Below are 13,028 nucleotides of genomic sequence, written 5' to 3' on the forward strand. Positions count from 1 at the left end.
GAGATATCGGCATACGGAGCGCTCCACGTCCAGTACGCGACCACGCCGGGGGCAGCCCGGCTCAGGGGCAGGGGCGCCGGTCAGGCCGGTGCACCGGCCGGCGGGGCTCAGGCCAGGTCGGCGAGCTCCTCGAAGCGCTCGAGGCGCTCGCGGTAGTAGTCCTGATGGGCCGCGACCGGCTCCACATGGGTCAGCACCGGCGCCTCGGCGACGCGCGCTCCGGGAGCGGCCTGCTCGAGAGCCAGCACGGCGGCGCCCCGCATGGTCGAGCGGGAGATCGCGACATGGTCGAGCGGCATGCCGAGCGCGTCCGAGAGCAGGTGCAGCCAGCCGGGGATCACCCCCGTCATGCCGCCCGAGAGCACGATCCGCTCCGGCTCGCCGCCGGCCTCGCGCATCTGGTCGGCGATCCGCAGGAACGACAGGGCCACCCCCTCCATCGCCCCACGCAGCATGTCCTCCCAGGTGGTGGACGCACCGATGTTCGCGAACAGGGCCCGTGAGCTGCCCCGCCACTTGGTGCCCCGCTCCCCGGAGAAGAAGGGGACCACCAGCGGGGTCCCGGCGGAGACCGGGGCGGAGAAGAGGGCGGTGGTGTCCGTCGTCGCCACATCGGACGGCATCGCCAGCTCGTGGCGGCACCAGTCCAGCACCCGGCCGCAGTCGCTCATCGCGGAGCCGACGAGGGTGCGCTGCTGGTCCACGCGGTAGGCCCACAGCCCGCTGGGCAGCGAGGGGATCTCGGTGGAGAGCAGCTGCCGGATCGCCCCGGAGGTGGCGGTGGAGATGCCCCAGGTGCCCTCGCCGAGCGCGCCGATGCCGAGGTTCGCGGCGAGGCCGTCGCCGATCACCGGCACCCACACGGCGTCCTCCAGCTGCGGGAACTCCGCAGCCAGCGGGGTGCCGTCGACGGGCAGGGCGTCGGAGGGGTCCAGTGCCGGGCCCATCGCGGAGACGTCCACCCCGACGGCCTCGAGCAGCTCGGGCACGTACTGCCCGGTGCGGCGGTCGATCATGCCGGACCAGGCGGCCGAGGCGGTGCCCAGCGCGGGAGTGCCCAGCAGCTTCGAGGCCACGTACTCGCCGAGGGCCATGAAGCGCTCGGTGCGGGCGAAGACCTCGGGCCGGGTCTCGCGCAGCCATGCCAGGCGCGGCGCGGTGTAGGAGGAGTGCAGGCGGGCACCGGTGCGCTCGTGGAGCTCGTCCACGTCGAGGCTCGCCGCGAGGCGGTCCACCTGAGCATGGCAGCGGGTGTCCGCGTAGGTGATGCAGGGGGTCAGCGCCTCACCCGCCGCGTCGACCGCGACCAGCGAGGAGGCGAAGGTGTCGACGCCGATCGCACGCACCTGCCCGGGCAGCGGGGCGGCGGCCAGCACCGCGGTCAGAGCGGCGCGGATCTCTTCGACGATCTGATCGGCGTCGATGGTGCTGGTGCCGTCGTCGTCGACGGTGAACTCGTGGCTCTCCTTGTGATGGAGCGCGCCGACCTCGCGGCCGGAGATGTCGTAGACCGCGGCGCGGGTGCCGCCGGAGCCGATGTCGATGGCGACCACGAGCGGTCCCTGGGCGTCCTCGGCCGGGACGTGGAATCGGGGCATGGGAGGTCTCCTGCACGGGTCGGTCCAGCTGCGCCGGCATAGCGCCGACGCAGGTCTTCCGGCCAGCATACGAGCCGGGCAGAGCGTCGTGAGGGGCCTCGCCACGGGTTGCCACGGCGGGCGCGGCAGGGATCAGATCCCGGTCTCCGCGCCTCGCGGCGGGACCACCATCACCGGGCCCTCGGCGCGCTGGAGCACGGCCTGGGAGACCGAGCCCAGCAGGGTGCTGGCCAATCGGCCGTGGCCGCGCGTCCCGAGCACCGTGAGCTGGGCGCCCGCGGTCTGCTCGAGCAGGGCGGCGACCGGCTCGGCCAGCACCGCCCGGCTGGTGATCGTGAGGTCCGGGTGCTCGGTCCGCAGCGCCGTCGCATCGGCCTCGAGCTGGTCGCCGAGCTCGCGCCGGTGGCGCTCCAGCAGCTCCGGGTCGGGCAGCCAGGCCATGGACGCGCCGCCCCAGTCCTCGAGCGAGGACATCACCATCAGCAGGTGCAGCGGCGCGTTCCGGGTGCGGGCGGCGACGACGGCGTGGCGCACGGTGAGGCGGCTGGTGGCCGAGCCGTCCACCCCGACCACCACCGGGGTGCGCTCGTCCCGCGGGGTGAAGCGTGCGGCTCCGGTCTCCGTGCCCACCTCGTACTGGCGCGGGACGACGATGGTGGGGCAGTGCGCGTGCGCCGGCAGCGCCGAGGAGACGGAACCGAGCAGACGGCCGAAGAAGCCTCCGCGACCGCGGGCTCCGACCACCGCGAGCTGGGCCCGTGCGGACATCTCCACCAGCACGCCGGCGGCGTCACCCTGTGCGGTGCGCAGGTCGACCTCGCCGGGGAATCCGCGCAGGTGCTCGCGAGCTTCCTCGAGCTGCTCCTGGGCGGCGGCCAGGCGGGCGACCTCCACGGGGACGGTGGGGGTCAGCGAGGCATCGGCGTAGGCGAGGCTCGGCACCGTGAAGGCGGTGACGACGGTGAGCGGGCTGCCGAGCCGTCGCGCGGCGCGCGCCGCGTAGAACAGCGCCCGGACGGACTGGTCGGAGCCGTCGAAGCCGACCAGCACGCCGAGCGGTCGGACGCCCGGGTCCGCGGGGACCGGGGACTGCGGGGTGGAGCCATCGTCGTGCATCTCGACCTCCTGCATCGGGGGCGCTGCGGGGCCGACGACGTCGCCCCCGGGTCGACTCGGTCGTCGGTGAGCCCATCGTAGGCCCGGTGGGCCGCGTGTCCGCGGCCCCTTGGTCCTGGCGCTCGCCCCGCGCTCACACCTCGGGCTGATCGGGCAGGTCGAGCTCCTGCGCGTAGCGGTCGCGCAGCTCGCGCCAGCCGTGCTCCAGGGCGTCGCGCCCCACGATCCGCTCCTGGTCCAGGCCCTCGAGGCGGGCATCGAGCACGCCGAGGCACACCTGCCAGCCGGCCAGGTAGGTCGGTGCGTACTGCGGCGTCGAGAGCTTCATCAGCAGGGTCAGGCGGGCCTCGTCGATCAGCCATTCCAGGAGATCATCGCCCCAGCGGTGGGTCAGCGCATGATCCCCGGCGGTGGCGAGCACGTCCACGGCCACCGGCTCCGCTTCCGGGGTCTCCCGGGAGAGGACGGGGCCGGGCTCGGTCAGCGGCCGTTCGGGGACGATCGGCGACCAGGTCGCCAGCAGCTCCGGAGACGTGAGGTGCTCCCAGATCTGCGCGCCGGAGCCGGAGAGGTCCACCTCGAGGATCACGGCGTCCTCGGTGAGGTCGACGGCGACCGGGAGGTCGGCGATGCGCTGGGCGATGGCTGAGCGGTCCATGGCTGCGGGGTCCATGGCTGAGTCGTTCCCGGACGTGTTCACGTGGCTCCTCCCCTGCGCCGCCCTGTGCGGCGTTGACATCTCCTGCCATTGTCCACCCGGGCCCTGCGCGGTGGCCGGGACCGTCGACCCCGCCCGACCGCAGCGGCGCGCACGGCAGCTGCACGGTCGGCCGTGGCCCGGATTGTCAGGATCCGTTCCAGAATCTGCGGGCGAACGGAACGGATCCTGACAATCCATGCCGCTGGTCCGGCGGCGCGGGCCCCGCTGGTCCGGCGGCGCGGGCGGGTACGGCCCGGCCCGGCGTGCGGACCGGCCCGAGGCTCAGCGCGTGTCGGGACCGAAGCGCGGCGCCGGCAGCGGGGGCGCCACCGCAGCGGGCTCCTGCTCCAGCAGCGCGAGCGCCTCGGTGACCCCGCGCGTGAGCTGCGGGTCCTCGCCCGCGACCCAGGCGTTCGGCGGCAGCGGCACCTCGATGTCCGGCTCCACGCCGTAGTTCTCGATCGCCCAGTCCTCGCCCTCGAACCAGCTGGCGTACTTCGGCTGGGTGACGCCGGTGCCGTCGACCAGGTCGTAGCGACCGTCGATGCCGATCACGCCGCCCCAGGTGCGGGTGCCGATGATCGGCCCGATCTCCAGGGCGCGGGAGACGGCGTTCACGATGTCGCCGTCGGAGCCCGCCTCCTGGTTGGTCACCAGCACCACCGCACCGCGCGGGGCGAAGGACGGGTAGGTGCCGGGGCGCTCATGGCGCGGGTAGCCCCAGGAGAGCACCCGGCGGGCGATCCGGTCGGTGACCAGCTGCGAGGTGTGCCCGCCGCTGTTGTAGCGCACGTCCACCACCAGTCCCTCCTTGGTGGAGGCCTCGCGCAGGTCACGGTGCATCTGCGCCCAGCCGGAGGAGACCATGTCGGGGATGTGCAGGTAGCCGAGGCGACCGCCCGAGAGGTCTTCCACCAGCGCGCGCCGGGCGGCGACCCAGTCCTGGTAGCGCAGCGCGGAGTCGTCGGCGAGCGGGGTGACCGCCACCCGGTGCTCCGCCCCGTCGCGCAGCAGCACCAGCTCGGTGGGCTTGTCCGCGGCGCCGACCAGCGCGGCCTCGACGCCCTCGCGGGGCACCGGCCGGCCGTCGACGCGGAGCACCGCATCGCCCACCTGCGCCCCCACCCCGGGGGCGAGCAGCGGGGAGCGGGCATCGGGATCGGAGGAGTCGCCGGGCAGGATCCGGGTGATCACCCAGCGCCCGTCGCGGAGCTCGAGGTCGGCCCCCAGATGGGCGGGGAGCATCGGCGGATCGGCCTGGTAGACCGGGCCCTTCACGTAGGCGTGCGAGGTGCCCAGCTCGCCCTGGACCTCCCACATCAGGTCCTGGAAGTCGTCCTCGGTGACCAGCCGCTCGATGACGGGGTCGTACCAGGAGGTCATCGCGTGCCAGTCCATGCCGTCCAGATCCGCGCGCCAGTACTGCTGGGCCATGATCCGGTAGTTGTCCCAGAGCATGCCGCGACGCTCGGCGACCGGGTCGACGCTCAGCCGCATCCGGGAGGTGTCGATGACGATCCGTGCCGGATCCTCGTCCTCGACCTTGCGGGTCGCCGGCACCTGCACCCACTTCTCGCCCTGCCGGATCACCAGGGAGTCCCCGTCGCCGGAGGCGGAGAGGTCGGTGACGCCCTCGGCGAGCACGGTGAGCTTGCGGTCTGCGAGGTTCCAGTGCTCGAGCGTCGGCGTCGGGGCCTCCGCCTCCACCCCGGCGCGGGCGCTGCCCAGCACCCCCTGCTGCGGGTGGCGCAGCCAGACGAAGCCGCCGCTGACCGCGGTGAGGTGCGAGTAGTAGCCCGAGACCACCGGGAAGGGCACCAGGCGCGACTCCACCGACTCGAGATCGATGCGGGTGGTGGGCGGGCGGTGCGCCGCCTCGGCGCCGGCGGCGCTGTGCGAGGTGGCCGGCTGCGCCGAGGCCGCGGTCGCCGCCTCCGGGCCCGCCGCGCCGCCCGGGACTGCGGAGCCGTCGGACCCTGGGGTGCTCGCGGCGTCCTTCCCGCCCGGACCGCCAGCGCCCTCGGCATCCTTGCCCGTCGCGGCGGCGCCCCAGCCGTCGGGGTGCGGGCCGAAGGGATCGGGGGTGGTGCGCTCCAGCGGCAGCAGGAACGGGCGCTCGGCGTTGACGAAGCCGAGGTCGAAGACCATGTCGTCGTAGACCGTCTCGAAGGTGCGCAGGCTCAGCAGGGCCAGGTGCTTGCCGTCGGCGCTGAAGGCCGGGGCGGCGTCCTGGTACTTCCCGGTGGTCAGTGCGCGACCGGTGGGCTCCTGGTCCTCGGTGTCCGAGATCATCAGGCGGCTGAGCTGCCAGGAGTTGGGCTCGGCCCACACCAGCCAGCGACCGTCCGGCGACCAGGCGAGGTCCCGCACCTCGCCGCCGGCGGAGCGGCCCACCTCGCGCACGTGGTCGAGGCGCGGCGCGGGGACCGCGTGCTCGGCGTCCTGCTCCCAGGCGGAGGCTGCGGCCTCCTTCGCCGACGGCTGATGGGAGGTCCTCGCAGGATCCTCGAGGCCCCGCAGCGTCACCAGGCGCACCACGTTGTCGTGCGTGGTCAGCGCGACCTTGGAGCCGTCGGGGGAGGCGATCGCGTGCAGGATGCGACCCACCTCGCCGAGGTCGAGCCGGATCTCCTCGCCGCCGCCGTCCAGCCGTGCGAGGGCCAGCACGTCGGAGCCGACGCCGCCGGACTCGCGGTCGCCGAGCGCCTCCGCGTCGGAGACGAACAGGGCGAAGTCGGAACGGCCCAGCGGGTGCGCCTCCCGCAGCCGCAGCCCGCAGGCCCCGGCGAGCAGACGGGAGGGGCCGCCGCGGTGGGTGAGGGCGTGGACGCTGCCCCGCCATTCGACGACGCTCGCCCGGGCGTCATGGAGCGGGCGCATGGCCAGCACGTTCTTGGTCGCCGGTGCGGGGCGCGGCAGCCGTGCGGCGCCGACGCCGGAGACCAGGATCTCGACCTCGCGCGGACTCGCCCCCAGGGAGTCCATCGCGAACACGCGGCCGCGGGAGCTGAAGACGATGGTGGAGCCGTCGGTCGCCGGTTCGCGCAGATAGCCCTGCGCGGAGGTCAGCGAGGTGTGCGCGCGCAGGTCCGAGCCGTCCCGTGCCACCGACCAGAGGTTCGCGGAGGCGCGATCGTTCCGGGCCGCATCGGGGCCCGGGGTGTCCGAGGCGAACAGCAGCCGGTCCCCGTACCAGGCGATCCGCAGCTTCGAGGCGAGGATCTCGTCCAGCAGCGGCTCCCAGGAGCGCTCGGCATGAGCCTCGGCAGGGGCGTCCAGCGGCACCTCCTGGCGGGAGATCCACAGCTTCACCGCGGTGCCGCCCTGGTAATGCTTCCAGGAGGCCTGGTCACGGCGCCACGGGGTGGAGACCACGGTGGTGCCGGAGGGATGGATCGCGGCCTCGCCGCTGCGCCCCAGCGGCAGCAGCTCAGCGGTGCCCTCGAGGTCGATCGCCCACAGCTGGGCATCCCGCGCGATCGGGGCGCCGAAGCTGCTGGTGGCGAGGATCCGGCCGTCCGGCAGCCAGCCGGCGACCTTCGTGGAGGGGCGGCCCCAGGCGGTGAGCCGACGCGGGGCGGTGTCGCCCTCGGTGGGGATCACCCACACCTCCGGGCCGCCGGAGGTGCGGGAGGTGAACGCGACCTGGGTGCCGTCGGGGGAGAAGCGCGGGTAGGCGACGGGGGCGCCCTCATCGGTCAGCCGCCAGGCGCGCCCGCCGGCCAGCGGGGCCAGCCAGACATCGTTCGCGGCGGTGAAGGTCAGGAGATCTCCGCGGACATCGGGATGGCGGAGATAGGCGGCATGGGCAGGCGTCATCGGCATGCGTCCAACCCTACGCGCGGCGAGGGCCGGCTCACACCGATCTCTCGGGGCCTGCGGCAGGTCAGCCGAGCGCGTCGGTGATGATCGAGTTCGCCCGGTGCAGGGAGACGGCCAGGTCCGCGCGGGTGACGACGGAGCCCCCGTCCGCGGACCGGGGCGGCGGGACCTCGGCCGAGGCGTCCCAGGTGACGCCGACCCCGGCCAGGGCAGGGCGCAGCAGCGCCGTGAGCATCATCGCCGTGCCGTCCCAGGTGATGGGCTCCTCCGGACGCACCCGCAGCTCGGCGTCCCCCCACAGCGCACCGCGACCGTGCAGCCACAGCACGGCGGTGACCCGGGCCGGCTCCGCACCGAGATCCGTGAACAGGGCGGGGATGCTCCGGAGGTCCACGGCCGGGGCGCCCGCCAGACGGTGCAGCGCGACGGCCGCCTCACCGCGGGTCACCTCCACCTGCGGGAAGTAGCCGGCGGGGGAGAGGGCGGGCTGCACCCCGGTCTCGTCCGCCCAGCGCATCGCCTCGGCGCCGGGATCCTCCGCGGCGACATCGAGGAAAGGGGCGGCGGGGCCACCGGCGCGCAGCCGGGCTCCGGCACCGACGGCGCCGCCGACGGCCGCTGCGGCGCCGACCAGCAGCACCGCACGACGGCCGGTGCGGTGCAGGCTCGACGGTCGCGGAGTCGTCGATCCGGGCGCGGCCTCCGCCGAGGGGGCGGAGGTGGTCCGGGGCGCCGGGGCGCCGGGACGACCGGCGCGCAGATGCGGGGCGGCAGGTCGTCTCACAGCCACCTCAGCTCCCGCATCCGATGCACGATCGCCCAGCTCACGGCCAGGTTCCCCCAGCCGTTGAGGTGGATCTCGTCCGGCGCCCGCAGGCCGTCCGGCACGATCCGCCGGGCGAGCGCCTCGTGGGTGGTGGCCTGCTCGAGCAGGCGCAGCGGCGCGAGCGGCGGGCAGCGGAGGCCGTCCTCGGAGGTGAGCAGGCCGCCCAGGTCCAGGAAATGGTCCCCGTAGCGGCGCTGCTGCTCCTCGTTGACGGCGTCGACGGCGTCCGCGGTGGCGGAGCCCACGGGGTCGTGCGGGGTGGGCCACTGCCCGAGCACCAGCGTGTCCCGTGCAGGATCCGCGGCGGCGTCCCACATCCGCTGCGTGTCCTCGAGCACCCCGGGCACGTCCAGGATGTTGTTCTTACCCATCCACAGCACCTGACGGGACCCTGTGGCGACCAGGGCGAGCGCGGAGCGGAACCGACCGGCGGCGAGCGGGCGCGCGGCGTCGTCGGGGAGGAACATCCAGCTCTCGCCGCTGCCGTCGAGCACACCGCGCACTCCCCCCAGATCACCGGGGATCCGGAGGGGCCCGGCGGGGGAGAGTTCGGAGTCGAGAGCGACCGGCACCGCTCCGGTCCCGGGGGCGGGATCGCCGAGCAATCGCAGCTCGGGGGCGTCCAGGCCGCGCATCAGCAGGGTGTGGCGGGAGCGGGTGGCGCCGACGCCGTAGCCGTGCACCACGGCGGGGGCGGCCGCCAGGGCGAGGTGCTCGTGGATCCGCACCGCCACCGGGGTCGCCGCGGCGCCGCCCTCGGAGCTCATCGAGGAGGAGCCCCACAGGGTCAGCGGGCGGGCGTCGGGCCGGGGGGCGAGCAGGTGGCGGGCGGCCTCGGTGCCGGGGGCGGAGGGGGACCCTCCCGCAGGACGGGGGACGGCAGGCGCGGCCGGGGCGGCGGCGGGCTGCGGCGCGGGCATCGTGGTCCTTCACGGTGGTGCGGAACGAGCGCGTCGTCCGGCGCCCACGATTTCTTACTCTACGGGAACCCGGTGGTGCGGACCAGGGCTCACGGCGTGATCTGCGGGGGAGCTCCCCTCGCACCGATGCCATTCTGCGCGAATCTCATGGCCGCTGCGATGCGCACTGCAGGAAAGTATCGGTTCCTGGGCGTATTCGGGCTGGATCTGCGAGGAGCACGGCTGGGACTCTGGCTCCAGCCGGACATTCCGTTCGGTCCCGTCAGCGGCTCCGAGCCGCCGTCCGCTCGATCCGCCGCACGAGATCACGGCGAGCACGAAGGAGTGCAATGGTTCTGGGAATGCCGCGAAAGCTGGTCTTCGGCTACATCGCGCTCGCCATCTTCATGGCCGGGGACGGCTTCGAGCTCACCTTCCTCTCCCGGTACTTGGTGACCGCGCACGGGTTCACCCCGCAGCAGGCCGGGCTGTGCTTCACGGTCTACGGCCTCGTGGTCGCGATCTCCGCCTGGACCACCGGGGTGCTGGCCGAGACCTTCGGCCCCAAGCGGCTGATGCTGCTGGGCGGCATCCTCTGGATCGCCCTGCACGCCCTGTTCCTCTCCGTCGGGATCACCGACCCGGTTCTCGCCGTCGCCACCTACGGCCTGCGGGGCATCGCCTATCCGCTGTTCATGTACTCGTTCGTGGTGCTCATCGCCGAATCGACCGAGCCCGGCCGGCTGGCGAGCGCGATGGGATGGTTCTGGGCGGCCTTCTCCGTGGGGCTGGGCACGCTCGGGGCCTTCATCCCGTCGATGACGATCCCCGCGATCGGCGAGCTCGCGACGTTGTGGATGGCGCCCGCATTCGTCGGCACCGGAACCCTCATCTGCCTGTTCCTCGTGCCCGGCGCCCCGAAGGGCGCCCTGTCCGAGCAGGTGCTCACCCGGCAGGAGAGGACGCGCGAGCTGCTGCGCGGCGTGACGATCCTCGCGGAGAGGCCGCAGATCTCCCTCGCCGTCGTGATCCGGGTCCTGTGCAACCTCACCCTGTACGGGTTCCCGCTGATGATGCCGCTGTACCTGACCGGCGTGTACCCCGACTCCCAGGAGTGGTTCACCCAGGCGCAGTGGATCCGCCTGTGGGCGGTCATCTCCGCGATCCAGATCCTCACCAACATCCTCTGGGGCCGACTCGGCGATCGCTTCGGCTGGATGCGCCAGATGCGCTGGTTCGGCTTCGTGGGGATGGCGGCGGCGACCCTCGGCTTCGGCTACTTCCCTCACCTCTTCGGCAGCAATCTGGTGATGATGTACGTCGCCGGAGTGCTCTTCTCGATCTCCGTGACGGCCTTCGTGCCGATGGGCGCGATCTTCCCGGCCCTGGCTCCCGAGCACCGCGGCGCGGCGATCTCCGCGCACAACCTGGCGTCGGGGCTGACCACCTTCCTCGGCCCGGCGGTCATCACCGTCTTCCAGCCGCTGCTCGGGTCGCTCGGCGTGATCTGGGTGTACGCGGTGCTCATGCTGCTGGGCACGGTGACCACCGTCGTCATCCGACCCCCGCAGCCCGGCATCACCGATGCCGCCGGCCGCCCGCTGAGTCGCGCGGAGAGGGCAGGTGCTCGCGCCGCGGCCGCCGCCTCCGCCGCGTCCGGTACCGGTGCGGAGGAGGAGCCCCGGCTCGTTCCCGCGTCCTGACCCTGCGCCCCGACCTTCTCCATGCCCAGCCCGTACCGCCCCGACGAAAGGTGCGTCCCATGACCGACGCGACACCGACCACCGCCGCGAGCCCCGCCGCGGACCCGGCGAGCCCGAACGGCGCCATGCGGGCCGTCGTCCTGCAGGAGCCGGGGCGCATCACGATCGAGGACGTCCCGCGGCCGGGTGAGCCAGGACCCGGTGAGGTGCGCATCGCGATGCACACCGTCGGCATCTGCGGCTCCGACGTGCACTACTACACCCACGGGGCGATCGGCGACTTCGTCCTCGAGGCGCCGATGATCCTCGGCCACGAAGGCTCCGGCACCGTCATCGCCGTCGGCGAGGGGGTCGCGCACCTCGCCCCCGGGGACCGCGTGTGCATGGAGCCGGGCATCCCGGACGCCCGCTCCCGTGCCGCCCGCGAGGGCATGTACAACGTCGATCCCGCGGTCCGCTTCTGGGCCACCCCGCCGTACGACGGCTGCCTCGCCGAGGAGGTCGTCCACCCGGCCGAGTACACCTACGCCCTGCCCGAGGCCCTCTCCTTCGCGGAGGGTGCGCTCATCGAGCCGTTCGCGGTCGGCATGCAGGCGGCGACCAAGGCCCGTCTCCGGCCCGGCGACATCGCCGCCGTGGTGGGCTGCGGAACGATCGGCATCATGACCGCGATCGCCGCGCTGAACGGCGGCGCCTCCCGGGTCTACGTCTCCGATCTCGCCCCCGAGAAGCTTGCCCTGATCGACGGGATCTCCGGGCTGATCCCGGTCGACGCCTCGCGGGAGGACCTGGGTGAGCGCGTCCGGCAGGACACCGGGGGCTGGGGCCCGCAGGCCGTCTTCGAGGCCTCGGGAGCGGCCGGCTCCTACGCGTCGATCTGGGACGTGCCCGCTCCGGGCGGTGTGCTCGTCGTGGTCGGCATGCCCGCGCGCCCGGTCAGCTTCGACACCACCAAGGCACAGGTGCGCGAGCTGCGCATCGAGACGGTGTTCCGCTACGCGAACGTCTACCAGAAGGCCGTGGACCTCGCCGCCGGGGAGGGCGTGGACCTGGGACGCTTCGTCACGCAGACGTTCCCGGTCGAGGAGGCGGTCGCGGTGTTCGAACGAGGCGCGCAGGGGCGGCCGACGGACACCAAGCTCCAGCTCACCTTCGCGGACATCGCCGCCGGATGAGGTCGCGTCCCCCCGGCGACGTCCCGGGAGCGGACTACAGTGGTCCTGTCCCCGTGATGCCTCCGGGAGGAGGGCAGATGGCCGCCTCGGCCGATCTCGTGGAGTCCGTCCGCGAACTCGTGCTGATGGACTCGGCGAGTGCTCTGCGCTGGTTCCAGCACGACTACCCTCATCCGCTCGCGCGCTGGCACCACCATCCCGAGATCGAGATCCACCTCATCACCGGCTCGTCCGGAACGGCGCAGATCGGCAGCGCGGCCCGGGCCTTCGGTCCTGGCGCCCTGTACCTGATCGGCTCCGAGCTGCCGCACAACTGGGTCTCCTCGGTCCAGGACGGCGAGACCGTGCCCGGACGTGACCTGCTGATCCAGGCCGATCCCGAGCTGCTCATCCGGCTCGCGGAGCTGGTGCCGGACCTGAACCGGATCCCGCCCCTGCTCGCCACGGCGCGGTACGGGATCCAGTACGCGGGGGCCACCCGCGAACGCGCGGTGCAGGTCCTCGGGGACATCCGCGACCGGCGCGGGGCGATGCGGTTCGCGGGCCTGCTCGAGCTGTTGGACCTGCTGGCCGGAGCGCCGGCGCACGAACGCGAGGTGCTCTCGGAACAGCTCATCGACACACCGCTGGGCACCGACGACTCCGAGATCTTCCACTGCGCGGTGACCTACCTCCACGAGCATCTGGGCGAGCGCGTCCAGCTGGCCGACGTCGCCCACGAGATCCAGATGAGCGAGACCCACGTCTCGCGCCTCTTCTCGCGGGCGACGGGGGTGGGGTTCGCCCGCACCGTGATCCGGCTGCGGGTCTCCGAGGCCTGCCGCCTCCTGCTGCGCACCGATCTGCCGGTGGCAGACGTCTGCTTCCGCGCGGGGTTCACCAACCTGTCGAACTTCAACCGTCGCTTCCGGGAGGAGACGGGCATGACGCCGCGGGCGTACCGGGCCGCGCAGCTGATCGAGTAGCCGACCCGGCCCCGACCCCCGGAGGGGCCTCGCCGCACTGCACGCTCAGCGCCAGTCGTCGTCGACCAGCACCGGGAGTGGTCCGACAGTCGCCGACCGCGGGACTCCCGATCGACCTCGACGTGCTGCGCGGTGCGGGCGGGCGGGGCGTGGCCAGGTGGTGGTCGAGGCGCCAGCCGGCGTCATCGGCGAACGAGCGTCCTGGCCAGGACCACCATCAGTGC

The 13,028-nt window shown here is 73.5% G+C and carries 9 protein-coding genes; 3 read left to right on the plus strand and 6 right to left on the minus strand.

What is annotated here, in order from left to right; translation table 11 throughout:
* Positions 1-107: 107 nt before the first annotated feature.
* The 6 genes from ACHUEU_RS00230 to ACHUEU_RS00255 all read right to left on the minus strand — a co-directional run bounded on the left by ACHUEU_RS00230 (position 108) and on the right by ACHUEU_RS00255 (position 8,982).
* Positions 108-1,598, minus strand: coding sequence for a gluconokinase (locus ACHUEU_RS00230; RefSeq protein WP_394213853.1), 1,491 nt, complete (start codon positions 1,596-1,598; stop codon positions 108-110).
* Between the two features lie 132 nt (positions 1,599-1,730).
* Positions 1,731-2,714 (minus strand): universal stress protein, encoded by a 984-nt coding sequence (locus ACHUEU_RS00235; protein ID WP_394213854.1) that lies wholly within the window; start codon positions 2,712-2,714, stop codon positions 1,731-1,733.
* 133 nt (positions 2,715-2,847) lie between these two features.
* Positions 2,848-3,414, minus strand: coding sequence for an SRPBCC family protein (locus ACHUEU_RS00240; protein ID WP_394213855.1), 567 nt, complete (start codon positions 3,412-3,414; stop codon positions 2,848-2,850).
* A 282-nt stretch (positions 3,415-3,696) separates the two neighbouring features.
* Complete coding sequence (locus tag ACHUEU_RS00245) at positions 3,697-7,239, minus strand: S41 family peptidase (RefSeq protein WP_394213856.1); 3,543 nt, start codon at positions 7,237-7,239, stop codon at positions 3,697-3,699.
* A gap of 61 nt (positions 7,240-7,300) precedes the next feature.
* On the minus strand, positions 7,301-8,020 hold the full coding sequence (locus ACHUEU_RS00250) for a hypothetical protein (protein WP_394213857.1): 720 nt from the start codon (positions 8,018-8,020) through the stop codon (positions 7,301-7,303).
* Positions 8,017-8,982, minus strand: coding sequence for a hypothetical protein (locus ACHUEU_RS00255; protein ID WP_394213858.1), 966 nt, complete (start codon positions 8,980-8,982; stop codon positions 8,017-8,019). Before ACHUEU_RS00255 ends, ACHUEU_RS00250 begins: the two co-directional genes overlap by 4 nt.
* Before the next feature lie 329 nt (positions 8,983-9,311).
* Between ACHUEU_RS00255 and ACHUEU_RS00260 the strand changes: the two genes are divergently transcribed.
* From ACHUEU_RS00260 to ACHUEU_RS00270, 3 genes are all read left to right on the plus strand, one after another.
* Positions 9,312-10,664 (plus strand): MFS transporter, encoded by a 1,353-nt coding sequence (locus ACHUEU_RS00260; RefSeq protein ID WP_394213859.1) that lies wholly within the window; start codon positions 9,312-9,314, stop codon positions 10,662-10,664.
* Between the two features lie 59 nt (positions 10,665-10,723).
* The gene (locus ACHUEU_RS00265) at positions 10,724-11,839 is read left to right on the plus strand and encodes an NAD(P)-dependent alcohol dehydrogenase (protein WP_394213860.1); all 1,116 of its coding nucleotides are present in this window, start codon (positions 10,724-10,726) and stop codon (positions 11,837-11,839) included.
* Positions 11,840-11,916: 77 nt separating this feature from the next.
* Positions 11,917-12,804: an AraC family transcriptional regulator gene (locus ACHUEU_RS00270; protein WP_394213861.1), complete on the plus strand. Its 888-nt coding sequence runs from the start codon at positions 11,917-11,919 to the stop codon at positions 12,802-12,804.
* The last annotated feature ends 224 nt before the right edge of the window (positions 12,805-13,028 follow it).

Origin of the sequence: Brachybacterium vulturis (assembly GCF_043641765.1) — a bacterium.
In the GTDB taxonomy this organism is placed as follows: domain Bacteria; phylum Actinomycetota; class Actinomycetes; order Actinomycetales; family Dermabacteraceae; genus Brachybacterium; species Brachybacterium vulturis_A.

Coding starts and splice junctions, on each gene's coding strand:
- ACHUEU_RS00230 (WP_394213853.1), bottom strand. CDS start 1,598: ATGCCCCGATTCCACGTCCCGGCCGAGGACGCCCAGGGACCGCTCGTG.
- ACHUEU_RS00235 (WP_394213854.1), bottom strand. CDS start 2,714: ATGCACGACGATGGCTCCACCCCGCAGTCCCCGGTCCCCGCGGACCCG.
- ACHUEU_RS00245 (WP_394213856.1), bottom strand. CDS start 7,239: ATGCCGATGACGCCTGCCCATGCCGCCTATCTCCGCCATCCCGATGTC.
- ACHUEU_RS00255 (WP_394213858.1), bottom strand. CDS start 8,982: ATGCCCGCGCCGCAGCCCGCCGCCGCCCCGGCCGCGCCTGCCGTCCCC.
- ACHUEU_RS00260 (WP_394213859.1), top strand. CDS start 9,312: ATGGTTCTGGGAATGCCGCGAAAGCTGGTCTTCGGCTACATCGCGCTC.
- ACHUEU_RS00265 (WP_394213860.1), top strand. CDS start 10,724: ATGACCGACGCGACACCGACCACCGCCGCGAGCCCCGCCGCGGACCCG.
- ACHUEU_RS00270 (WP_394213861.1), top strand. CDS start 11,917: ATGGCCGCCTCGGCCGATCTCGTGGAGTCCGTCCGCGAACTCGTGCTG.